This is a genomic window from Micromonospora sp. RB23 (assembly GCF_053585025.1).
In genome coordinates this window covers 2559019-2581686 of sequence record NZ_CM132111.1, presented here as the reverse complement: position 1 = coordinate 2581686, position 22668 = coordinate 2559019, and the positions used below count along the sequence as shown (strand labels likewise).

Sequence of the window (22668 nt, the reverse complement as noted above, 5' to 3'; positions counted from 1 at the left end):
GGGCATTGCCGTGATCGAGCAGCCGGCGTACACCGGTTTCGGTTTCTCCGACGAGGAGTGGGGGCTGCTGGTCGGCCTGCCGCAGTCGGTGCTGACCGCGGCGAGCGCCGCCGAGTCCGACGGCACCCGCCGGACGATGGCGGAGAACGCGGCCGGTTTGGAATCCATCGGGGCGGGCCGGGAGTCGGCCAACCCGCTGGTCGCCGCCGTGGCCGGTGAGATCGTGACCCGGGTCGGCGACCCCGAGGCCGGCGAGGAACTGCCGGTCATCGCGCCCGCCGACCCGCAGGCGTACATCGACGACGTGCTGGTGCGGGCCCGTGAGGCGGCGGTGCTGCTGGCCGCCCGGGTCGACGAGGGCGAGGCCGGCGCGTACAAGCACTGGCTGGTGACCATCGCCGACCAGGTGGTGGGCGCCGCGTCCAGCGGCGGTCTGCTGGGCCTCGGCGGCGAGTCGGTCAGCGACTCCGAGCGGCGGTTCCGCGACCGACTCGCCCACGTGCTCAACGACTGACCGCAGCGGCGTGCGACGGCGACGGTTCGGTCGGCTCGGCGGCCAGCGCCGCGGGGTCGGCCGGCCGGACGCCGCGCAGCGTCAGCAGCGCGGTCACCGCGCCGAGCGCCATCGCCACCATGGCGGCGATGGCGGCGAGGTGCAGCCCGTCGGTGAAGGCGAACCGGGCCGCGTGCAGCACCGCGTCACCGACCTGGGCCGGTAGTCCCCGGGTCACGGCGAGCGCGCCGCCCAGGGTCTCGCCGGCCGCGTCCCGGGCACCCGTCGGCAGTCCGGCCGGCAGCTCGTCGAGGATCTCGCGGCGGTAGATCCCGGCCCCCACACTGCCCAGGATGGCCATTCCCAGCGCACCGCCCAGCTCGCTGCTGGACTCGGTCAGCGCGGAGGCGACACCGGCCTGCTCCGGGGGCGCCGCGCCCAGCACCAGCTCGGTGACGAGCGACATCACCATCACCAGGCCGCCCGCGTACACGCTCGCTCCGACGAGCAGCACCCAGAGTGACGTGTCGGGCGTGACCCGGGTCAGCACCGCGAAACCGACGACGGCGATCACGAAGCCGGTGCCGATCAGGCACGCCCGCTCGACACGCTGGGCGAGCGCGGCGGCGGCCGGGGCGACGCCGCCGACCGCGAGCGACGGCACCAGGCTCCACAGGGCCGCCCGCAGCGGACTCATCCCGAGCACCAACTGGAGGTGCTGGGTGGTGAAGATGGCGAACCCCACCAGGGCGAACATCGCGAGCAGGTTGACCGCCAGCGACCCCGCGAAGCCGTGGCGGCGGAACAGCGCCAGGTCGATCATCGGGTACGTCCGGGTCCGCTGCCGGTGCAGGAAGAGCGCCCCGACCAGCAGGCCGGCGACGACCGCCAGCACCCGCGCCGCGCTGACGCCGTCGCGGGCCATCTCCTTGATGCCGTAGATCACCGGCAGCAGCGTGCCGAGCGACAGCACCGCGCTGACCAGGTCGAACCGTCCGCGTACGGGGTTGCGGAACTCGGGCACCAGGACCGGGGCGAGCAGGAGCAGGAGCAGCATCGCCGGAATGTTGATCAGGAAGATGGAGCCCCACCAGAAGTGCTCCAGCAGGACGCCGCTGAGCACCGGTCCGATGGCGATGCCGCCGGTGAGCGTGGCGGTCCAGATGCCGATGGCGGCTCCCCGCTGCTTCGCGTCGTGGAACATGTTGCGCACCAGGGCGAGCGTGGACGGCATCAGGGTGGCCCCGCCGACGCCGAGCACGGCGCGCGCGGCGATCAGGGTGGCGGCGCTGTCGGCGTAAGCGGCCAGCAGGGACGCCGCCCCGAACGCGGTGGCGCCCAGCAGCAGGAGCCGACGTCGGCCGATCCGGTCGCCCAGTGCGCCCATGGTGATCAGCAGCCCGGCCAGCACGAAGCCGTAGATGTCGAAGATCCAGAGTTGTTGGGTGGCGCTGGGCCGCAGCTCCTCGCTGATGAACGGGACGGCGAAGTAGAGCACCGACACGTCCATCGAGACGAGGAGCAGCGGCAGCATCAGCACCGCGAATCCGATCCATTCCCGCCGGCCCGCTCGGGGCGCCGGTGCGGTCGTCGCTGTCATGGAGACTCCTTCTGCGTATGTCGTACGCTTTAATGCGTAGACCATACGCAGAACTAGGATGGCGGGGCAAGGAGGAAATGTGGCGGAGACGAAAGACGACAGCGGCCCGGCACTCCCGCCGGCCATCGAGAGCGCCTGGGGGCTGCGGGAGCGGCCACCGAAGGGCCCCCGGCCGGGCCTCACCGTGTCCGGCATCGTCGATGCGGCCGTCCGGGTCGCCGACGCAGACGGGCTGGCCGCCGTCTCGATGGGCCGGGTGGCCAAGGAGCTGGGCGCCGCCACCATGGCCCTCTACCGCCACGTGGGCTCGAAGGACGACCTGCTGACCCTCATGGTGGACGCCGGATACGGCCCCTCCCCCGGCCCGGGAGCGCCGGAGGACGACTGGCGCGCCAAGCTGACCCGCTGGGCCTGGGCCGAACACGACGCGCTGCGACGACGTCCCTGGCTACTGCACATCCCGATCGCCGGGCCGCCGATGACACCCCAGCAGCTCGACTGGATGGAGGACGGGCTGGCTTGCCTCGACGGCACCCCGCTGCCCGAGAGCGCGAAGATGTCCATCCTCCTACTGGTCACCGGCTACGTGCGCAACGAGGCGATGCTCACCAACCAGATCGCCGAGGGCAGCCGCGCCGCAGGCGTCGAGCCCGGCGAGCTGATGCCGGCGTACGGCGCGATGCTGGCGCGACTGATCGACCCGATCCGCTTCCCGGCCCTCACACGGGTGCTCGACGCCGGCGTCCTCGACCAGGACGATGAACCGGACGACGAGTTCACGTTCGGCCTGGACCGGATCCTCGACGGCGTCGAGGCCCTGATCGCCCGCCGGACGGGGTGAGGGGCGCGGATGCTGTTGCGGAACACCATCGACACCACCGTCCTGCCGCCCGCCGAGCGGTTCGGGATGTGGCTGGACCTGGTAGCGCGCACGTCCGTGCCGTTGCGGGTCGAGTCCCCGCACTCCGACGACTTCGCCGCCCGGGCCGAATTCACCGACCTCGGCGCGATCCAGCTGGCCCGATACCAGTACCCCTCACTCGACTGCACCCGCAAGCTGATCCGAGAGTCGGACCCGGAGCTGTACATCCTCGCCTTCACCACCAGCGGGGTCGGCACGTCCAGCCAGGACGGTCGACGCAGCGAGATCCTGGCCGGCGAGTTCACCTTCTACGACGCCTCGCGCCCGCACGACGTCTGCCACCACGCGAGCGAGCCGGGACGGACCCGGGCCACCTCGATCACCACGGTGATCCCGCACTCCGCGCTTCCACTGCCGCCGAAGCGGATGGCCGCCCTCTACGGCGGGCGGATGTCCGGCAGCGAGGGTCTCGGGGCGCTGCTGGCGCAGTTCCTGATCCAGGTGACCGGGCACCCCGAGCAGTACCACGCCGCCGACGCCGGCCGGCTCGGCACGGTGGGGCTCGACCTGGCCACCACCCTGCTCGGCCGGAACCTGGTCGCCGAGGACGCCGTGCCGACCGAGGTCCGCCGTCGGGCGCTGCTCACCCAGGTGCAGGCGTACGTCCACCGCCACCTGGGCGACGCCACGCTGGCCCCGCAGACCGTCGCGGACGCCCACCACATCTCGCTCCGCACGCTGCACCGCCTGTTCGAGGCCGAGAACACCAGCGTCGCGTCGTACATCCGCGACCTCCGGCTGGCCCGGTGCCGGCGTGACCTGTCCGACCCCACGCTGCGGAGCAGACCCGTACAGGTCATCGGAGCGCGCTGGGGGTTCGCGGACAAGGCCCACTTCAGCCGGGCCTTTCGGGCGGCGTACGGGATGAGCCCGCAGGCGTGCCGCGACGGCGGCGAACCGGTTACGGCACGGGACGTCAACGACCTGGCGTCCAGAGTCAACTCGGCGGAGGCAGACTGACTGTCGACGCGGTACAGGCGGCCCCGCGTAACCCGGGCCCGCGCTGACCGCGAACGGGGGCCGTGGCGAGGCGCCCGCCGTGGCGCGCGGCGGGCGGCCGCCCGGTGTCGCCCCCGGCCGAGGCTCCGGCCCCGTCGCTTCCCCCCAGGATCGTCGGCGGGGCCGGTCAGGCCTTCTCCAGCAACTCCAACACGACCCGCTCGACCTCCTCGCGCGGCGCGTTCGGGTCGACCGGCACCACCACCCCGTCGTGGTAGAGGTCGACGACCCTCGGGTCCACGTAGGACGTGCGCGCCACGGTCGGGGTGTTGCCCAGCAGTTCCGCCACCGCGCGCATCACCGCGGCCACCGCCCTGCGCCGGGCGGTGACCGAGCGGGCCGGATCGGCGGCGGCCAACTCGGCCGCCGCGCGCACCGTGGCGTGCCACGTGCGGAAGTCCTTGGCGGTCATCTCACCGCCACTGGCGTCGCGCAGGTAGCCGTTGACCTCGTCGCTGCGGACGTCCCGCCACTCGCGACCGTCCCAGTAGCCGAACAGTCGGTCCGCCCGGCGGCGACGCCGACGCAGGTTCACCAGCACCTCGCACAACTGTGGGTCGTCGATCCGGCGTACCTGCTCGATGCCGCCCTTGGCGGGGAACTCGAAGACCACGCAGTCGCCCCGGCGTCGCGCGTGCTCCGGCCGCAGCGTGGAGACCCCGAACGTCGGGTCGTCACCGGCCGCGTACTGGTCACTGCCGACGCGGAACATGCCCATGTCGAGCAGGCGGGCCACGGTGGCCAGCACCCGGTCCCGACCCAACCCCCGCCCGACGAGGTCCTGCCCGACCCGCTCGCGCAGCGTCGGCAGCCGTCGGGCCACCTCCAGCATGTGGTCGAACTTCGCCGCGTCCTGCTTCTCGCGCCACACCGGGTGGTAGAGGTACTGCCTGCGCCCCGCCGCGTCGATGCCGATCGCCTGGATGTGGCCGTTCTCGTGCGGCGCGATCCACACGTCCTGCCAGGCCGGAGGGATCACCAGCTCCCTCAGCCGCGCCAGGGTGGCCGGATCGCGCACGACACCACCGCTCGGATCGTGGAAGGTCCAGCCCTTGCCGCGCCGGCGTCGCCCGTAACCGGGCCGACCCGGATCGCTACGCCGCAACCGCACCAGACACCCGCACCGCCCTCTCCACCTCGTCCACGGCGGCGAGCACCTCGTCGAGAGGCAGAGCCGTCAATGTCGGGTGGCTTCCTACCCCGTCCCACCTGCGCCAATCCACCTCGCCGACCCAGAGTGCGCGGTGTCGGGGCCGGTCCGGCGGCGGTCCCCACGCCGCCGGGGGCACCGGACCGAAGAGCACCACCGACGGGGTCCCGTACGCGGTGGCCAGGTGTGCCACGCCGGTGTCACCGCTGACCACCAGCCGGGCATCGGCGACCAGCGCGGCGAGCGCGCCGAGGTCGGTCCGGCCCGCCAGCACGGCGGCCGGCGGCAGACCGCCGGCCCCGGCCACCCGCTCGGCCAGGGCGCGTTCGTCGGCGGAGCCGGTGACCAGCACCCGGTGCCCCCGCTCGCGCAACGCCCGGGCGAGCGCCGCGAACCGATCGGCCGGCCACCGCTTGGCGGGGACGTTGCTGCCCGGGTGCAGCAGGGTCGCGCCGACCGGCAGGCCGGCCACCTCGGGCCGGCGCAGGCCCAGGTCACCGCGGTCGGTCGGGATGTCGTACCAGGACAGCAGCCGGCACCAGCGGTCCACCTCGTGTTCGTCGTCGCGCCAGCGCGGGCCGTCGGCGAACCCGGCGTCGGCGTTGGCGAAGGCGACGAGCCGTTCGGGACGGGCCGCGGCCAGCAGGCGGTGTGACTGTGGCCCCCGCCCGTGCAGGTTCACCGCGACCTGCGGGGCGCGGCCCGGCCGCAGCGGCCCGTCCAGCCCGGTGGTGTCCACCAGCTCGTCGACGACGCCGACCAGGTCGACCAGCGGGGCCAGGCCGGCGGGCGCGGCGAGGGCCAGCTTCCGGTCCGGGTACGCGGCCCGCAGCGCCCGCAGCGCGGGCACCGCGGTGACCAGGTCGCCGACGCCGAGGGCGCGCAGCACGAGGATCACGGGTACGACGTCTCCTGCTCGGCGCACACCACCATCTCCCGCACCGCGCAGCCGGGCGGCTGTTGGAGCGCGAACATGATCGCGGCGGCCGTGTCGGCGGGGTCGTTGAGGATGGCGTCCGGGCCCGGCTTGTACTGCGGATCGCGTTCGTCGAAGAACGCGGTGCGCATGCCGCCGGGGATGAGCAGGGTGACCCCGACCTGGCCCGCCAGCTCGGCTGCCAGCGCACGGGTGAAGCCGACGACGCCGAACTTCGCCGCGCAGTAAGCGGTGGCGTCGCTGACCGCCTTGACGCCCAGCGTCGAGGCGACCGTGACGATGCGCCCGGCGGAGGTCTGCAGGAACGGCAGCGCGGCCCGGATCACCGCGGCCGTGGCCAGCAGGTCCACCGCGACGATCCGGTCCCACGTCTCCCCCGGCAGGTCGGCGAGTCGGCCGGGCACGTCCATCCCGGCGGCCGTGACCACGGCGTCCAGGCCACCGGCCTGCTCGGCGAGGTGCCGGGTGGCCGCCTCGGCGGCGCGGGTGTCGGCGAGGTCGCACTCGGTCCAGTCCACCCCGTCGGCCGGCGGCTGCCGGTCCAGCACGAGGGGACGGCCACCGGAGGCGGCCACCGCAGCGACCACCGCCGCGCCGAGGCCGCTGGAACCCCCGGTGACCAGGACGGCGGGTCCGGCGTCGGGCCGCGTGGCGGTCATCGGGTCCGCTCCCTTGTCGTCGTTACCGGCACGGCGACGCCGACCGGCTGTGGTGGCCCGCCGTCCGCGCCGAGGGCCGGCCCGGCGGCGGAACGCGCGATGAGGTCGCTGGTGGAGCGGCCGTCCAGGTACGGCACCACCACCGTGTTCCCGCCCCACCGGCGCAGCACCTCCGCCTCGGGCAGCGTGGTGGCGTCGCCGACGCCGCTCGCGTAGTCGCCGCCCTTGACCCAGACGTCCGGGCGTACCCAGGACAGCACCGCCTCGGGCGTCGGCTCGTCGAAGACGAGAACGGCGTCGACGCAGTTCAGGGCGGCCAGCAACCGGGCGCGGTCGCCCTCGGGCAGCACCGGCCGCTGCGGTCCCTTCAACCCGGCGACGCTGGCGTCGGAGTTCACGCAGACGATCAGACAGTCGCCGAGTTGCCGGGCGGCCTGCAGGGTCGCCAGGTGCCCGGCGTGCAACAGGTCGAAGCAGCCGCCGGTGGCCACCACCGTGCCACCGGCGTCCCGTACCTCGGCAAGGAGCGCGGCGACCGCCGCGACGCCCACCCGCTCGGCGCCGACGCCGGACTGGCGGGCACCGCGCACGCGCACCACGTCGGACGGGGGTGGCAGAGCCGTGGCAACTCCCCCACCCGCCACGTACGCGGAAGCCTCGGCGACGGCCGCCTGCACCGCCTCGGAGACGAGCGCGCCCCGGGCCAGCGCGAGGCTGGCGGCGGCGGCGAACCGGTCGCCCGCCCCGCAGGTGTCGCCCTCGGCGCTGCCCGACGTGGGGACCACCAGCGGCGTCGAACCGGCGTGGCAGAGCAACGCGCCGTCCCCGCCCAACGTCACCGCGACCGCGCCCGCCCGCCACCGGCGACGCAGCCCCTGCGCGCCCTGGGAGGCGGTGGCGATCCGGGACGCGCCGGGCAGCGTCGGGACCAGTTCGCGGACCTCCGACTCGTTCGGGGTGGCCAGGTGCACGCCGGGTACCGCCGCCGGCCCGCGCGGGTGCGGGTCCCAGACGACCGGCGCGCGGGTGGCGGCCAGCGCGGCGCGCAGCGCGGGCTGCCGGGCGACGCCCCGGCCGTAGTCGCTGACCAGCACCGCCGACGCGCCGGCGAGCACCCGCAGCACCTCGTCGGAGGGCTGGCCGGGTGCACCGGAGGGGCCGCCCCGGTCGTGGCGCAGCAGCACCCGCCCCCGGGCCCGCAGCCGGACCTTCTCCGGCGTCGCGCCGGCGAGGTCCAGCGGGTACACCTGCACGCCGGCGGCGGCGAGCAGCACGCTGAGCCGTGCGCCTCCGGCGTCGTCGGCGAGCGCGGTGACCAGCACGACGTCGGCGCCCTGCGCGGCGGCGAAGACGGCCGCGAGGCCGGCGCCGCCGGGCCGGTCGACGGCCGAGGTCTCGTCGAGCACCGGCACCGGCGAGTCCGGGCAGAGGCGGTTCACCACCCCTTCCACGTCCCGGTCGAGCAGGGTGTCCCCGACGACCACCACGGGTCCCCTCACGCTTGCCTCCTCATGCTCACGCGATCTGCGGTGCGGTCGGGCCGTCGAGCACCACCTCGACCCCCGTGCGCACCGGCTCGGACGCGGGTCGACCGGGCGACGCCGGCTCGGTGGCGGCCAGCGCCGTGGGCAGCTCCTTCTCGAGGTATTCGCAGATCAGGTGGCTGGTGACGAGATGCAGCTCCTGGACCACCTGGGTGTCGGCCGACGGCACGGCGAGCACCTCGTCGCAGGCGTCCGCGAGGGGGTTGGGCGCGGGGCCGGTGAGCGCCCAGGTGGTGAGCCCGGCGTCGCGCGCGGCGTGCGCGGCGGCGAGCAGGTTGCCGCTGACGCCGCTGGTGCTGAGCAGCAGCAGCACGTCGCCGGGTCGGCCGTGGGCGCGGACCTGGCGGGCGTAGACGTCGGCGTAGCCGTAGTCGTTGGCGATGGCGGTCACCGCGCTGGTCTCGGCGTGCAGGGCGATCGCCGACAGGGGCTGGCGGTCGTCGTGCAGCTTGCCGACCAGCTCGGCGGTGAGGTGCTGGGCCTCGGCGGCGCTGCCGCCGTTGCCCGCGACGAGCAGTCGTCCGCCGCCGGCCAGCCGGTGCGCCAGGTGCGCGCCCCAGCGCGCCAACTGCGGCTCACACCGGCGGTACGGGTCCAGCGCGGCGGCGAGGTTGGTCAGGTGCGTATCGAGCGGGCTGACCGCCGGCATCAGGCCACCACCCGGGTCGGCCGGCGTACGGCGGCGACCTCGTTGTACAGCTCGGCGAGGCGTTCGGCGGTGGCCTGCCACGAGTAGCGCGACCGGGCCCGCTCGCGGGCCGCCGTGGCGTACCGGAAGCGGCGGATCCGGTCGTCGAGCAGTCCCCGGATCGCGGCGGCGAGGGCGCTGGGGTCGCGGGCCGGCACGAGGTCACCCGTCGTGCCGTCGACGACGGTGTCGCGGATACCGCCCACGGCGGTGCCGACGACGGGCACGCCGCACGCCATCGCCTCCAACGGCGTCAGGCCGAACGGCTCGTACCAGGGGGCGGCGACCAGCAGGTCCGCCGACCGGTACCAGCGGCCCATCTCCTCGCGGGGCACCGCGCCGACCAGGTGCACCCGGTCGGCGACCCCGCACGACTCGGCGAGGGCCCGCAGCCGCCGGGCGTACGGGTCGGTCTCCAGCAGCCCCTCGGGCGGGCCGCCGACCACGACGCACTCCGCGTCGGGCACCAACGCCATCGCGCGGACGACCGTCTGGAAGCCCTTGCGCTCGACCAGCCGGCCCACGGTGAGGATGCGGGCGCGACCCGGCTCCCGGTCGGCGGCGGGCCCGAGCGGGGCGAACGAGGCGAGGTTGACGCCGGAGGGCACGACCGTCATCCGTGACCGGGGTACCCCCATCCGCACCAGCTCGCCGACCTCGTCGCGGCACTGGGCGACCACCCGGTCCACCGAGCGGCCCAACTCCCGCTCGTAGGCGATGCGCCGGGCCGGGCTGGTGTCCTGCACGCCCTGGTGGCGGCGCTTGACCGTGCCCAACGCGTGGTACGTCTGCACCACCGGCACGCCGGTCTGCCGTCCGGCGGTCAACGCGGCCAGGCCGCTCATCCAGAAGTGCGCGTGGATCACCTCGGGCGTCCAGTCCCCGCCCCGCCACCGCTCGACGAGCCACCTGCTGAACTCGCGCATGTGCGGCAGCAGCGCGTCCTTCGCGACCGGTTCGGCCGGACCGGCCGGCACGTGCACCACGTCGTACCCGTCCGGGGCGCGGACGGTCACCGGCAGGTCGAGGGCGTCGCGGCGGGTGTAGACCCGCACGTCGTGCCCGGCGGCGACGAGCGCGGCGGACAACTCGGCCACGTGCGTGTTCTGGCCGCCGGCGTCCTCCCCTCCGAGGATGGCGAGCGGGCTGGCGTGCTCCGAGATCATCGCGATCCGCATACTTCCTCCTCCAGCAGCCGGTCCCAGTCAGCGAGGAAACGGTCGAGGCCGTACCTGTCGCGCGCGGCGGCCTGAGCCGCCACGCCGGCCTGACGTGCGGCCGCCGGCTCGGCGATGAACCGGCGGGCGGCGTCAAGCAGGACGTCCATCCGGGTGGCGAGGGCCCCCGCCTCCGGCGGCACGGCGGTGACCGCCTCGGTGGTGGCCAGCGCGACGACCGGCATGCCGATCGCCATCGCCTCGATGAGGCTGAGCCCCAGGCTGGTCCAGCGGCACAGGTGCAGGTACGCCCGGCGGCGAGCCAGCTCGGCGTGCATCCGGTCCTGAGGGACGTCGTCGTGGCTGGTGAGCCGGTCGGCGGGGAGTCCGAGGTGGTCGGCGAGGCCCGCGACGCCCATGCCGAACACGTCCAGGGGCGCGATCTCGGCGAACTGCGGCAGCAGATCGGTGCCGGTGACCCGTCCCCGCCGCACCGGCTCGTTGATCACGACGGCGAGCCGGTCCAGTTCACCCGTGTACGACACGGCCGGCGCGACGATGCCGTGGTCGACGACGCTGGTGCGGGTCGCGCCGGTGTCCCAGAAGATCTGGTTGAACCCGGTGACATGGGCGACGAGCAGGTCGTCACGGTCGGCCATCGGGTGCCGCGTGTGGGGAACGTCGCCCTTGGGCGTGTTGTGCTCCACGTAGATGGCGGGCACGTCGCGACCCGGACGCCGGCCCAGCCACTGCTCGGCCAGGTCGATCTCCTCGGGGCGTTGCAGGACCACCACGTCGACGTCGGTGTCCGGCAGGTCGTCCGGGGCCACCTCGACGGCGCTGTCCGGCCACGGGTACGTGCGCGCCCGGCCGAGACCGTACGGACCACGGTCGGGCGTGGTGGGGACCAGGTAGCGGTGACTGCCGTGCACGAAGGACGTCGTCCAGGAGCCGTGCACGTGCCAGAGCAGGATGTTCATCGGACGCCACCACCGCTGGCGGTCAGCGTCCGCACCGCGTCGACCACCTCGGCCGGGTCGACGTCGCTCAGGCACGGGTGTCCGGGGACCGGACAGCTCGCCGCCCGGGTATCGCGGCAGGGCGCGCTCGCGTCGCCGAGCCGGACGGTGGGCACGCGGTAGGGACCCCACTGCCCGAAGGGGACGGTCGGCGCGAACAGGCTCACCACCGGTACGCCGGCCGCGGCGGCCAGATGCGCGGGCCCGGTGTTGCCCACCACCACGGCGGCGGCGTCACTGACGAGCGCGGCCAGCCCGGCCAGGTCGGTCGTACCGCCCAGGTCGGTGCCGCCCGCCGCCGCGACCCGGGCGGTGACCGTCCGCTCGTCGGGCCCGCCGGTGACCAGCACACGATGCCCGGCCGCGGTGAGCGCCCCGGCGATGCGGGCGGCCAGCTCGGTCGGGCAGGCCCGGCTCGACGCGGCCGAGCCGGGATGCAGCACCACGTAGCCGGGGTCACCGACAGCGGCCGGGCGGGCCGCCACGGCGTCGTCGCGGAGCCGGAGCACGGGTTCGTCGCCGTCCGGCAACCGGTGGCCGGCCGCAGCGGCGAGGGAGAGCGCCCGCTCGGGTTCGGGGACACCGACCGGCACCCGGTGGCGGATGTCCACCAACGCGCCCGGGTAGTCGTCGCTGATCGCGGCGATCCGGGTGATCCCGGCCATGCGCAGCAGCAACGCCAGCGGCAGGGCGGACTGGTGGAACGAGGTGAACACCACCGCCTCGTCCGCGCCGACGGCGGCGAGGCGGGCGGTCAGCCGTCGCATGTCGTCCGGGTCGACGGGTGTCGGCGCGGGATCGATCCACGGCAGCGGGTGCTCGATGACCTCGTCGACGCCCGGCAGCAGCTCGGCGGCGGCACGTCCACGAGGGCCGCAGAGCAGCACCACCCGTTGCGCGCCGGCCGCGACGGCCCGGATCGCCGGCCCGGTGACCAGCACGTCCCCGGCCGAGTCCGAGCGCACCACCAGCGCGGTGCCCACGGGCCCGGCGGTCCGCGCCGGCCGCACCGCCCGTTGTCGGCGCAGGATCTCGTCCACCGCCGACGGCAGGTCCGCCGCCACCCAGCCGGCGGCGGCGATCTCCTCCGGGCGGGTCACCGGCGTGGGCACCAGCACCCCGGCCGCGCCGGCGGCCAGCGCCGCGCCCACGTCACGGCCGATGTCGCCCACCAGCACACACCGCGACGCGCGCGTCCCCACCTCCCGGGCGGCCGCGTGCACCAGGCCGGGCGCCGGCTTGCGGCAGTCGCAGCCGTCGACGTCGTCGTGCGGGCAGACCAGCCAGGCGTCGAAGCCGCCCAACAGCTCCTCGACGCGGGCGTGCACCGCCCGCATCTGCTCCTCGTCGAAGTAACCCCGGGCCAGGCCGGACTGGTTGGTCACCACCGCGAGGCGCAGCCCGGCGGCACGCAGTCGGTCCAGCGCCGCGCGTACCCCCGGGAGCGGACGCACCTTCTCCGGGTCTCCGTTGTACGGAACGTCCTCGATCAGGGTGCCGTCGCGGTCGAGCAGGACCGCGTCGTACAGGACGCCCCCGCGGGGCCCGGCAGACCCGCGACCAACCCGGCCAGCACCGGCGTACACCCGGGCTGACCTGCGCTGATACGGATCCTCCTGGTCCTGTCGCACAGCCGGCGGGTTCCCGGCGCCCGTAGGAGTAAACGTCGTCGTCGGCGCCGTGGGCCAACGCCGCCGGCGGTGCCCCGGTCGGCCTTACCCGCCGCCCCGAAGAAGCTAACCCGCCGGACCGTTAGCCCCCGTCGCGGCGGGGGTATGGGAGTTCAGTGGCGATAGTGGAGAAAGTGATCGACGCTCCCCCGCAGCAGGTGTTCGACGTGCTGGCCGACGGGTGGACGTACAGCGACTGGGTGGTCGGGACGGCGCACGTGCGCGACGTGGACGACGCCTGGCCGCGGGTGGGCAGCCAACTGCACCACCGGGCCGGCCCGTGGCCGTTCTCGTTGCAGGACGCCTCGACGGTGCTGGTCTGCGAGCCGCCGCACCGGCTGGTGCTGCGCGCCGGCCTGTGGCCGGCCGGGGAGGCGATCGTGGCGTTCACCCTGGAGGCGGTCGACGGGGGCGCCACCCGCGTCCGGATCGGTGAGGACTTCGCGGCCGGTCCGCTGCGCTGGGTCCGGAACAAGGCCAACGACCTCGTGCTGCACCTGCGCAACCGGGAGACGCTGGCCCGCCTCTCCGACATCGCCACCCGACAGAAGGGCCCCCAGTGACGCAGACCGTGGTGGTGACCGGCGCGAGCGCCGGGGTGGGCCGCGCGGTGGCCTGCGCGTACGCGGCCCGGGGCGCCCGGCTGGCGCTGCTGGCGCGGGGCGCGGCGGGACTGGCCGCCGCCGAGCGGGAGTGCCGGTCGCTGGGCGCCGCCGACGTGCGGGTGTACCAGGTCGACGTGGCCGACGCGGGCGCGGTGCAGCAGGCCGCCGACGACGTCGTGCACCACTTCGACGGCATCGACGTCTGGATCAACAACGCCATGGTCTCGGTGTTCGCGCCGGCCTGGGAGATCCCGGCCGACGAGTTCCGTCGGGTCACCGAGGTGACGTACCTGGGCACGGTGCACGGCACCCTCGCGGCGCTGCGGCACATGCGGGCGCACGGCCGGGGCACGATCGTGCAGGTGGGCTCCGCGCTGGCCTACCGGGGGATTCCGTTGCAGTCGGCGTACTGCGCGAGCAAGCACGCCGTGCAGGGTTTCAACGACTCGCTGCGGGCCGAGCTGCTGCACGACTGTCCGGGCGTACGACTGTCGATGGTGCAGCTTCCCGCCGTGAACACGCCGCAGTTCTCCTGGGTGCGTACCCGGCTGCCGCGGCATCCGCAGCCGGTGCCACCGATCTTCGCGCCGGAGGTGGCGGCGCGGGCCATCGTCTGGGCCGCCGATCGTGGCACCCGGGAGCTGAACGTGGGCGGCCCGACGTGGCAGGCCCGGCTCGGCGACATCCTGATCCCCGGCCTGCTGGACCGCAAGCTGGCCCGCGACGGGTACGACAGCCAGCAGACCGGCGAAGAGATCGCCCCCTCCACCTGGCGGGACAACCTGGACCATCCCGGCGACGCGGACCGGGACCGGGGCGCGGCGGGCATCTTCGGCGACCAGGCGCGGCGGCACTCGGCGGCGCTGTGGGTGGGCACCCACAAGCCGGCGCTGTCCGGTCTCGCCCTCGCCGGTGTCGCGGTGGCCCTCACCGCGGTGGCCCGCCGCATGCGCTGAGCGCGCCCTCACCTGCGGGCGACCCGACCCGAGGGGAGCCTTTTCCATCCGGGTCGGGCAACTGGCTACCCTCTGGGGTAGCCGTGTCCGCAAACCGAGGATGTCCGACATGATCGAGCCCGTCCAGCTGCCGTCGCCGTGGCGAGACGTACACCTGACAGTCGTCGTGCCCACCTACAACGAGGCGGGCAACCTGCCGGCGCTTGTCGAGCGGCTGCTCGCGCTGCCGCTGCCGGGACTGCGCATCCTCGTCGCCGACGACAACTCCCCCGACGGCACCGGCGAGGTGGCCGACAAGCTGGCCATCGAGTACCCGGAGCGGATCGAGGTGATGCACCGGGCCGGCAAGGAGGGCCTGGGTCGGGCGTACGTCGACGGGATGACCCGGGCGATCGAGGGCGGGGCCGAGTTCGTGGCGCAGATGGACGCCGACCTGTCGCACCCGCCGGAGGCGCTGCCGGGGATGCTGGGCGCGCTGCTGTCCACCCAGGCGGGCGTCGTGATCGGTTCCCGGTACGTGCCGGGCGGCGAGCTGGACGAGAACTGGCCGCTGTACCGCCGGGCGCTCAGCGGCTGGGCGAACCTGTACGTGCACACGCTGCTGCGGGTGCGCATCCGTGACCTGACCGCCGGCTTCAAGATCTGGCGGGCCGACGCGCTCAAGGACATCGGCCTGCACCGGGTGCAGTCCAACGGCTACAGCTTCCAGGTGGAGATGCACTACCTGGCCACCAAGCTGGGGCACACGATCCTGGAGGTCCCGATCCGCTTCGAGGAGCGGCGTGACGGCGTCTCCAAGATGACCACCGCGACCAAGGTCGAGAGCGCGCTGATGCCGTTCCGCCTGCGCAGCAAGCACCGCAACATCACTTCCTGACCCCCCAACTGGTCGACCAGGAGGTTCGCGGCGCGAACCTCCTGGTCGACGGTTCAGTCCGGGGGGTAGATGGTCTTGTGGGCCGTGGCGATGGCCGCGGCGTAGGCGGCGCCGGTGAGGGCGCGGTCCCGGGCCAGGGCGGCGCGGGCCGCGTTCGCGCCCGGCGCGCCGTGCACCCCACCGCCCGGGTGCGCCGACGAACTCGCCAGGAAGAGCCGGTCCACCGGGGTGTCCGCGCGGCCCAGGCCGGGAATCGGGCGCAGGAACAACTGTTGGTACGCGGCGGCCGTGCCGCCGCCCAGCGCGCCTCCGACCAGGCTCGGGTCGCCCTTCTCCAGGTCGGCGGGCCCGGCCACGTGCCGGCCCACGATGAGCTGCCGGAAGCCCGGGGCTGCCGCTTCGAGCACGTCCTCCATGCGCCGCACGTGTTCGGCGATGTCCTCGGCCCGCCAGTTCCGCCGGAACGGCAGGTGGGTGTACGACCAGAGCGACTCGGTGCCCGGCGGCGAGTGGCTGGGATCGGCCACGGACATCTGCCCGACCAGCAGGAACGGGTCGCGGGGCAGCTCACCCCGGGCCAGCTCGCCGGCGTAGCGGGTCAGCCCGTCGAGGTCCGCGCCCAGGTGCACCGTGCCGGCTCCGGCGATCGCCCGGTTGGTCCACGGGACACCGGCGGAGAGCGCCCAGTCCACCTTCAGCGTCGAGCCGTCCCACCGGAAGTGCGCCAGGTCCTCGACCAGCCGTGGCGGCAGCACCGCCGCACCGACGAGGTCGAGGTAGAGCGCCGGCGCCGGCACGTCGGCGAGGACCGCGCGCCGGGCCCGCCACAGCGTGCCGCCCTCGGTGCGGACGCCCATCGCCCGACCTCGCGCGGTGAGCACGCGGTCGACGCGTGCGCCGTACAGGATGCGGCCACCGCGTTCGGCCAGGCGGTCCACCAGCGCGTCGGTGATCCGCCGCGCCCCGCCGTCGGGCACCGGCCAGCCGACCTGCTGGCCGAGCATGGCCAGCAGCCAGCCGTACACGCCGGAGCCGGCCTCCTCGGGCGACAGGTCGGTGTGCAGGGCGCATCCGGCGAGCAGGACCGGGCCACCCTCTCCGTCGAACAGCTCGTCCCCCAGCTTGCGGACCGGCACCACGAGCCGGCGGGCCAGCCGCAGCGCCCCCGCGACCCGCAGCCGGCGCAGCAGGCCCAGTCCGCCGCGCACGGGCGGGAACGGCGTGGTGATGGTGGTCAGCATCGGCTCGGCCACGTCGAGCCAGTCCGTGTACGCGTTCAGCCAACGCTTCCCGTCCCCGGGGGCGAACTGTTCCAACGAGGCGGCCGTGGCGTCCGGGTCCCGGTTGATCACCGCGGCCCGGCCGTCGGGCAGCAGGTGTGCCAGCACGTCCGGGGCGTGCCGCCAGGACAGTCCGTGGCGGCTCAGGTCGAGTCCGTCGAGCACCGGTGAGGCGTACCCGAGGGGGTAGAACGAGCTGTAGAGGTCGCTCAGGTAGCCGGGCGCGGTCACCTCGGCCGACTGGACGGCGCCGCCGGGCACGGCGGTCGCTTCCAGCACGACCACGTCCCACCCGGCGTCGGCCAACAGGTTCGCCGCGACCAGGCCGTTGTGTCCGGCGCCGATGACGACGGCGTCCGCGCTCTCCGCGCCGGTGGTAGTCACCCGATCCGCCTACCCGGCGCGCAACCGGGCGAAACGCGTTTGCCTCGCCCGGGCTCGGGCATCCAGCGCCGCATGTACACGGTTGCGCAGCTGGTGGGCGGTGTGTGGGGAGCGGGCGGGTCCGGCGGCGAGCTGGTCGTGTGTGATCCGGCGGACGGCGAGCGCGTCACCTCGGCGCCGGTCGCGACTGCCGACGAGGTCGGCAAGGCGGCCCAGGCGGCGCGCGAGGCGGCCGGTGAGTGGGCCGCGACCGCGCCGGCCGAGCGGGCGGCGGCGCTGCACCGGGCCGCGGACGCGGTCGCCGCGGTCACCGACGATTTGGCGGCGGCGGTCACCGCGGAGATGGGCAAACCACTCGCGGACGCCCGTGGCGGCGTCGAGGCGGGTATCGGCACGCTGCGACAGTACGCGGAGCTCGCGCCGCTGCGCGGCGGACGGACGCTGCACGGCGCGACCGACGCGGTGGACTTCATGACCCCGCAGCCGCGCGGTGTGGTCGCCGCGATCACCCCCTGGAACGACCCGGTGGCGGTGTCGTGCGGGCTGCTCGGCGCGGCCCTGGTCACCGGCAACGTGGTGCTCTACAAGCCGAGCGAGCGGACGCCCGCGACGGGCTGGCTGCTGGCCCGGGCCCTGGACGAGGCGCTGCCGGCCGGCGTGCTGTCGCTGCTCACCGGCGGCCCGGAGGTCGGGGCGGCGTTGGCCGCGCAGGACGTGGACGTGATCGCGCACGTCGGCTCCACCGCCACCGGGCGGAAGATCGCCGCCGCCGCTGCCGCCACCGGCGCGAAGGTGCTGCTGGAGAACGGTGGCAGCGACCCGCTCGTCGTCGACGCGGGTGTCGATCCCGAGTGGGCGGCGCACCAGGCCGCGCTCGGCGCGTTCGCCAACGCCGGGCAGATCTGCGTCGCGGTGGAGCGGATCTACGTGCACCGTGACCTCGCAGACGATTTCGTGGCGGCTCTGGTGCGCAGGGCCGAGGCGTTGCGGGTCGGGCCGGGGCGCGACCCGGACACCGAGTTGGGCCCCCTTGTGGACCGGCGGCACCGCGACCACGTGCACGGACAGGTGACGGCGGCCGTGGCGGCCGGCGCGCGGGTACGCACCGGCGGGGAACTGCCGGACGGGCCGGGCGCGTACTACCCGGCCACGGTGGTGGCCGACTGCCGGCACGACATGGCGCTGGTGCGCGAGGAGACGTTCGGGCCGGTCGCCCCGGTGGTGGTGGTGGACTCGTTCGACGAGGCGTTGACCTGCGCGGCGGACTCCCCGTACGGGCTGGCGGCCACGGTGTTGACCGGGTCGATGAGTCACGCGCAACGGGCCTGGCGGGAGTTGCCGGTGGGCACCGTGAAGGTCAACGCGGTGTTCGGCGGGGCGCCGGGCGGGGCCGCGCATCCGCGTCGGGCCAGCGGTCAGGGCTTCGGCTACGGTCCGGAGCTGCTGGACGAGTTCACGGCCACCAAGGCGGTCCACATCGAGGCGCCCGGCGGTGGCCAGTGGTGAGCGGGCCGATGGTGAGCGGCCCGGGGCGGACGCAGGGGTGGCACGTCCGCCCCGTGCCACGCTGCGTGTGGGTCAGTCTCCGCGAGCCTTGCGGGTCGCCCGGTCGTTGGCCTTCTCGATGGCCGTGACCAGCTCCGACTTGGTCATGCTCGACCGGCCCGGTACGTCCAGCTTGCGGGCCACCGACATCAGGTGGTCCTTGCTGGCGTTGGCGTCCACGCCACCGGCGGTGGGAGCTCGCCGCTCCGGACCGCCGCCGGCGGCCTGGCTGTCGCTCGGGCCCTTACGACCCTTGGGCTCCCAGTGGTCGCCCACCTTCTCGAACTGGTGCTTCACCGCGGCGAAGGCGGTGCGGTGCGACCGCTCGCCCTCGCCGTAGGTCTCCACCGCCGAGTCGTGTGTCTTCTCCCAGGTGCGCTGCGCCTTGTCCGAGGAGCGTCGCAGCGTGCTGGGCATGTCCTCGCGCGCGGGCATCTCGTCCTCCTGAAGCATCGACAGAGTCACTGTGTCCGTTCCCTGCGAGCGCGGCGGCAAACCCTGGTGGCGTCGGCGGGCCGCCGAGCGGGTTTGTCGATTTCCCGCCCTGGGTACCGGCCGGTCCAGGCCAGACCGGACGACCGGTCATCCGGCGGCCGGGGCACAGGGAGCGGGCATGACGACCACGGACCCCGGTACGACGTTCGCCGGAACGCGACTCCCCCGCCGGATGCGGCAGTTGAGCTGGCGTACGTGGCGCGGGGTGCTGGTTCGCAGCGTGCAGAACTTCGTGAACGACAACTGCTCGGACTGGGCCGCCGCGCTCACCTACTACGGGGTGCTGGCGCTTTTTCCGTCCGCCATCGTGGTGGTGGCGCTTGTCGGACTGGTCTCGTCGGGCGAGCGGACCCTCGACACGGTTGTCGACCTGGCCAGGCAGGTGGGCGCCGGGTCGGTGGTGGCCGACGACGACGGCGGCGTGGTCGGGGTGATCCGCTCGGTGGTGGTCGAGCAGAGCAATGCCAAGGTGCTGCTGAGCTTCGGTCTGCTCGGTGCGCTGTGGTCCGCGTCGGGCTTCATCGGCGCGTTCACCCGCGCCTCGAACGCCATCTACGGGGTGACCGAGGGCCGGCCGGTCTGGAAGCTGCGGCCGTTGCAGATCGGGCTGGCCGCGGTGACGCTGGTGCTGCTCGCGGTGGTCGCCCTCGCGCTGATCGTCAGCGGCCCGGTCACCGACGCGGTCGGCGACCTGATCAACGCTGGTGGTCTGGCGCGTACGGTGTGGAGCGTCGCGAAGTGGCCGGTGCTCGCCCTGGTGATGATGGTGCTGCTGTCCCTGCTGTTCTGGATCGCCCCGAACGTGCGCCAACCCCGCTTCCGCTGGCTCACCCCCGGTGGCGCGGTGGCCCTGGTCTCCTGGGCGGTGGTGTCCTTCGGCTTCGGCTTCTACGTCGCGAACTTCGCCACCTACAAGACGACGTACGGCAGCCTGGGCGCGGCCATCGCGTTCCTGGTCTGGCTCTACCTGTCCAACTCCGCCCTGATGCTCGGCGTGCAGATCAACGCCGAGGTGCAGCGCGGCCGGCAGTTGCAGGCGGGCGAGGAGGACCCGGGCGACCCGGTGCTCCCGCCGCGTCGGGCGGCCGAGGACTGAAACGGGCCGGATGTCCGGCCCGGGGGCCGGTTCGTGGCCCGGTGCCGGTTTACCTGGCGGGGTGCCGGGTAGCGCAGAAGACATGGAGCGTGGCAACAGCAAGCACGGACCGAGGATCGACGAGCAGATGAGCCAGGAGGTCAGCGGCCTCGTGCAGGGGCCCGGCACCGGCGGCTCACGGGTCGACGAGGCCCGGATTCCGGAGCCGGCCGGCGAGGACCAGCCGGAGACCACCACGGCCCCGGCGGGCGACCTGCGCACCGGCACCCCGCAGGGGATGAGTTCCACCGACGTGGAGCAGCGCAGCCGGCTCGGCCGGTTCATCTCGATGAGCGCGCTGCCCGGCGACCGGCTGGTGCTCATCGCCAGCGCGCGGGAGAACGAGGCGCCCGACGACATCGTGGCGGCGCTGGAACGGCTGCCCGAGGGCACCGAGTACCAGACGGTCTCCGAGGTGTGGGCCGCGCTCGGCCACAAGAACGAGACAACCCGCTGGTAGTGATCGTCCCCCGATCCGACAGACAGCGGCCGAAGGAGGATTGACCGATGAGTGGCGTTACCGAACACGTCGAGGTTTCCGTACCCGTGCGCACCGCGTACGACCAGTGGACGCAGTTCGAGGAGTTCCCCCAGTTCATGGAGGGCGTGCAGGAGGTCCGGCAGCTCTCCGAGACGATGACCCACTGGACCGTGGACATCGCGGGCGTGAAGCGTGAGTTCGACGCCGAGATCACCGAGCAGCTCCCCGACGAGCGGGTCGCGTGGCGTTCGACCGGCGGCACCCAGCAGGCCGGTGTGGTGACCTTCCACCGCCTGGACGAGAGCAAGACCCGGGTCACCCTCCAGCTCGAGTTCGAGCCGCACGGCGTGGTCGAGCAGGCCGGCGACAAGCTCGGCATCGTGGATAGGCGGGCCAAGGGCGACCTGGAGCGGTTCAAGACGTTCATCGAGCGGCGGGGTCAGGAGACCGGCGCCTGGCGTGGCTCGGTGGACCGCCCCCAGCCGTGATCGGGCGTACGCGTTCGTTGATGGCCGCCGGTTCGCCGGCGGCCATCGTCGTGTCCCGGGGGGTCCGGCACCCCGTTTGCGATCATCGGGCCCGGGTACCGCTGATGTCATGACGGACGACAGGGTGTGGCGTGACGAGGAGCGGCTGCCGCTGGAGGAGTTGGAGCGCGCCGTGGCGGGTTCCAGCATCGACGGGCAGGCCGACGACGTGACCGGTAACGACGCCGGCGAGGAGGCCGCCTTCGGGCACGGCCCGGCGGCGGCCGACCGTGGTGGTGAGGCCGGAGGGCGGGAGCCGACCGATCCCGAGCGCGCCTACCGCCCGTCGACGACCGGCCGTACCGGACCGGACAACGGCTGATCCACGCCGGGCGGCCCGGTCCGCCCGGCGTCCCCCGACGGCCGGCGGGCGCCCAGCTCGTAGAGCACGATCAGCGCCAGCGCGAGCACCACCAGGACCGGGCCGAGCACCTCCACCGAGACGTCGCTGATCAGCACGCCCAGGCCCGCCGGGACGAGCGCCGCGCCCAGACCGGCGGCGCCGATCTGCAATCCGATGGCCCGGTCCGCGTGCGCCGCGCCGACCCGTTCGGCCGTGGTGAGCGTGAGCAGCGGGAACACCGGCGCGGCGGCGAAACCGACCACGACCAGGCCGAGTACCGCCAGCAGGGCCGAGCCGGGGACGGCGATCAGCGCCGCGCCGGCGGCCATGCCGGCCAGGCTCACCCGCAACACCAACCGGGGCCCGAGCCGCTCCGCGACCACCCCCTGCACCACCCGGCCGACGAAGAGACTCCCCCAGTACGCCGAGACGCAGCCGCCCGCCACCGCGGCGCGCAGGCCGCGACCCTCGCTGAGCAGCAGGAACGCCCACAGCCCGGTGGAGACCTCGATGGCGACGTACAGCACGAAGGCCAGCGTCCCCGACCAGACCACCGGTAGCCGCAGCGTGGCGAGGATCGGCACCCGGACCGGCGACGCGGTGTCCTGCGTCCCCGCGCCCGGGGCGGAGTCGCGGCGTCGCCACGCGCGTACGGTGAGCGCGAACGCCGTGGCGAGGGCGAGTTGCGCGGCGGCCACGATGCCGTACCCCCACCGCCAGGCCAGTCCGGCGCTCAGCGCGGCCGTCATGATCAGTGGACCGATCGCCACGCCCAGGCCGAAGAAGGCGTGCAGCCAGTTCATGTGCCGCGGACCGAACGCGCCGGCGGCGTACGCGTTGAGCCCGGAGTCGACGGCGCCGGAGCCCAGTCCGAGCAGCAGCGCGCAGCCCACGATCGCGGCCAGCCCGGGGCTCAGGGCGTACCCGGTCAGCGCCAGGCTGGCCAGCAGGGTGCTTCCGGCGAGCAGCGCGCCCACGCCGACGCGGGCCAGCGTGAACCCGGCCAGCACGCTGGAGGTGAGGTAGCCGACGGTGCCCGCGGTGAGCAGCAACCCGACGGCCTCGGTCGGTACGCCGAAGTCCGCGCGGATCGACGGCCAGCCGACGCCGAGCAGGCCGTCCGGCAGGCCGAGGCTGACGAACGCGAGGTAGGCCAGCAGGAGCAGCGCGGCGCGGGGCGGCGGGGGCGAGGTGGACATGGG

The 22668-nt window shown here is 74.3% G+C and carries 23 protein-coding genes; 11 read left to right on the top strand and 12 right to left on the bottom strand.

The window, feature by feature from the left end; all coding sequences use genetic code 11:
- The first annotated feature begins 10 nt into the window (after positions 1–10).
- Positions 11–514: a hypothetical protein gene (locus ACTFTM_RS11840; protein ID WP_421475758.1), complete on the top strand. Its 504-nt coding sequence runs from the start codon at positions 11–13 to the stop codon at positions 512–514.
- On the opposite strand, the gene ACTFTM_RS11835 is transcribed toward ACTFTM_RS11840, so the two are convergent.
- Complete coding sequence (locus ACTFTM_RS11835) at positions 504–2138, bottom strand: MFS transporter (protein WP_449565834.1); 1635 nt, start codon at positions 2136–2138, stop codon at positions 504–506. The genes ACTFTM_RS11840 and ACTFTM_RS11835 overlap by 11 nt on opposite strands.
- Before the next feature lie 34 nt (positions 2139–2172).
- Between ACTFTM_RS11835 and ACTFTM_RS11830 the strand changes: the two genes are divergently transcribed.
- Complete coding sequence (locus ACTFTM_RS11830) at positions 2173–2934, top strand: TetR/AcrR family transcriptional regulator (RefSeq protein ID WP_449565833.1); 762 nt, start codon at positions 2173–2175, stop codon at positions 2932–2934.
- A 9-nt stretch (positions 2935–2943) separates the two neighbouring features.
- Positions 2944–3975 carry an AraC-like ligand-binding domain-containing protein gene (locus ACTFTM_RS11825; protein WP_449565832.1) on the top strand — a complete coding sequence of 344 codons (1032 nt, stop codon included), beginning with the start codon at positions 2944–2946 and terminating at the stop codon, positions 3973–3975.
- A 166-nt stretch (positions 3976–4141) separates the two neighbouring features.
- On the opposite strand, the gene ACTFTM_RS11820 is transcribed toward ACTFTM_RS11825, so the two are convergent.
- Genes ACTFTM_RS11820 through ACTFTM_RS11785 form a run of 8 tightly spaced genes read right to left on the bottom strand, consistent with a single transcriptional unit; the run spans position 4142 to position 12799 of the window.
- Entirely contained in the window at positions 4142–5125 is a 984-nt protein-coding gene (locus ACTFTM_RS11820) for a DNA topoisomerase IB (protein WP_449565831.1), read from the bottom strand.
- A complete protein-coding gene (locus ACTFTM_RS11815) occupies positions 5109–6062 on the bottom strand; it encodes a glycosyltransferase family 9 protein (RefSeq protein WP_449566613.1) in 954 nt (317 codons plus the stop codon). Before ACTFTM_RS11815 ends, ACTFTM_RS11820 begins: the two co-directional genes overlap by 17 nt.
- Entirely contained in the window at positions 6059–6760 is a 702-nt protein-coding gene (locus ACTFTM_RS11810) for an SDR family oxidoreductase (protein WP_449565830.1), read from the bottom strand. Before ACTFTM_RS11810 ends, ACTFTM_RS11815 begins: the two co-directional genes overlap by 4 nt.
- Positions 6757–8259 carry a PfkB family carbohydrate kinase gene (locus tag ACTFTM_RS11805; RefSeq protein ID WP_449565829.1) on the bottom strand — a complete coding sequence of 501 codons (1503 nt, stop codon included), beginning with the start codon at positions 8257–8259 and terminating at the stop codon, positions 6757–6759. Before ACTFTM_RS11805 ends, ACTFTM_RS11810 begins: the two co-directional genes overlap by 4 nt.
- Before the next feature lie 16 nt (positions 8260–8275).
- On the bottom strand, positions 8276–8956 hold the full coding sequence (locus ACTFTM_RS11800) for a D-sedoheptulose-7-phosphate isomerase (protein ID WP_449566612.1): 681 nt from the start codon (positions 8954–8956) through the stop codon (positions 8276–8278).
- On the bottom strand, positions 8953–10170 hold the full coding sequence (locus ACTFTM_RS11795; RefSeq protein WP_449565828.1) for a glycosyltransferase: 1218 nt from the start codon (positions 10168–10170) through the stop codon (positions 8953–8955). Before ACTFTM_RS11795 ends, ACTFTM_RS11800 begins: the two co-directional genes overlap by 4 nt.
- Positions 10155–11129: a glycosyltransferase gene (locus ACTFTM_RS11790; protein ID WP_449565827.1), complete on the bottom strand. Its 975-nt coding sequence runs from the start codon at positions 11127–11129 to the stop codon at positions 10155–10157. Before ACTFTM_RS11790 ends, ACTFTM_RS11795 begins: the two co-directional genes overlap by 16 nt.
- A complete protein-coding gene (locus ACTFTM_RS11785; protein WP_449565826.1) occupies positions 11126–12799 on the bottom strand; it encodes an HAD-IIIA family hydrolase in 1674 nt (557 codons plus the stop codon). Before ACTFTM_RS11785 ends, ACTFTM_RS11790 begins: the two co-directional genes overlap by 4 nt.
- Before the next feature lie 155 nt (positions 12800–12954).
- On the opposite strand from ACTFTM_RS11785, the gene ACTFTM_RS11780 reads away from it, so the two are divergent.
- From ACTFTM_RS11780 to ACTFTM_RS11770, 3 genes are all read left to right on the top strand, one after another.
- Positions 12955–13401, top strand: coding sequence for an SRPBCC family protein (locus ACTFTM_RS11780; protein WP_449565825.1), 447 nt, complete (start codon positions 12955–12957; stop codon positions 13399–13401).
- Positions 13398–14399 carry an SDR family oxidoreductase gene (locus ACTFTM_RS11775; protein ID WP_449565824.1) on the top strand — a complete coding sequence of 334 codons (1002 nt, stop codon included), beginning with the start codon at positions 13398–13400 and terminating at the stop codon, positions 14397–14399. Before ACTFTM_RS11780 ends, ACTFTM_RS11775 begins: the two co-directional genes overlap by 4 nt.
- Positions 14400–14508: 109 nt before the next feature.
- Positions 14509–15276, top strand: a complete 768-nt coding sequence (locus ACTFTM_RS11770; protein WP_449565823.1) for a polyprenol monophosphomannose synthase — start codon at positions 14509–14511, stop codon at positions 15274–15276.
- 53 nt (positions 15277–15329) lie between these two features.
- Here ACTFTM_RS11770 and ACTFTM_RS11765 read toward each other — a convergent pair whose 3' ends face one another.
- Positions 15330–16940, bottom strand: a complete 1611-nt coding sequence (locus tag ACTFTM_RS11765; protein ID WP_449565822.1) for a phytoene desaturase family protein — start codon at positions 16938–16940, stop codon at positions 15330–15332.
- A gap of 72 nt (positions 16941–17012) precedes the next feature.
- Between ACTFTM_RS11765 and ACTFTM_RS11760 the strand changes: the two genes are divergently transcribed.
- Entirely contained in the window at positions 17013–18446 is a 1434-nt protein-coding gene (locus tag ACTFTM_RS11760; protein WP_449565821.1) for an aldehyde dehydrogenase family protein, read from the top strand.
- Between the two features lie 72 nt (positions 18447–18518).
- Here ACTFTM_RS11760 and ACTFTM_RS11755 read toward each other — a convergent pair whose 3' ends face one another.
- The gene (locus ACTFTM_RS11755) at positions 18519–18920 is read right to left on the bottom strand and encodes a ChaB family protein (protein ID WP_355237733.1); all 402 of its coding nucleotides are present in this window, start codon (positions 18918–18920) and stop codon (positions 18519–18521) included.
- Positions 18921–19098: 178 nt separating this feature from the next.
- On the opposite strand from ACTFTM_RS11755, the gene ACTFTM_RS11750 reads away from it, so the two are divergent.
- From ACTFTM_RS11750 to ACTFTM_RS11735, 4 genes are all read left to right on the top strand, one after another.
- Positions 19099–20076 carry a YihY/virulence factor BrkB family protein gene (locus ACTFTM_RS11750; protein WP_449565820.1) on the top strand — a complete coding sequence of 326 codons (978 nt, stop codon included), beginning with the start codon at positions 19099–19101 and terminating at the stop codon, positions 20074–20076.
- 82 nt (positions 20077–20158) lie between these two features.
- Positions 20159–20575, top strand: coding sequence for a DUF2795 domain-containing protein (locus ACTFTM_RS11745; RefSeq protein ID WP_449565819.1), 417 nt, complete (start codon positions 20159–20161; stop codon positions 20573–20575).
- A gap of 47 nt (positions 20576–20622) precedes the next feature.
- A complete protein-coding gene (locus ACTFTM_RS11740) occupies positions 20623–21084 on the top strand; it encodes an SRPBCC family protein (RefSeq protein WP_357119737.1) in 462 nt (153 codons plus the stop codon).
- 109 nt (positions 21085–21193) lie between these two features.
- Entirely contained in the window at positions 21194–21445 is a 252-nt protein-coding gene (locus tag ACTFTM_RS11735; RefSeq protein ID WP_425891214.1) for a hypothetical protein, read from the top strand.
- On the opposite strand, the gene ACTFTM_RS11730 is transcribed toward ACTFTM_RS11735, so the two are convergent.
- Positions 21400–22665 (bottom strand): MFS transporter, encoded by a 1266-nt coding sequence (locus tag ACTFTM_RS11730; protein ID WP_449565818.1) that lies wholly within the window; start codon positions 22663–22665, stop codon positions 21400–21402. The genes ACTFTM_RS11735 and ACTFTM_RS11730 overlap by 46 nt on opposite strands.
- Positions 22666–22668 lie beyond the last annotated feature (3 nt).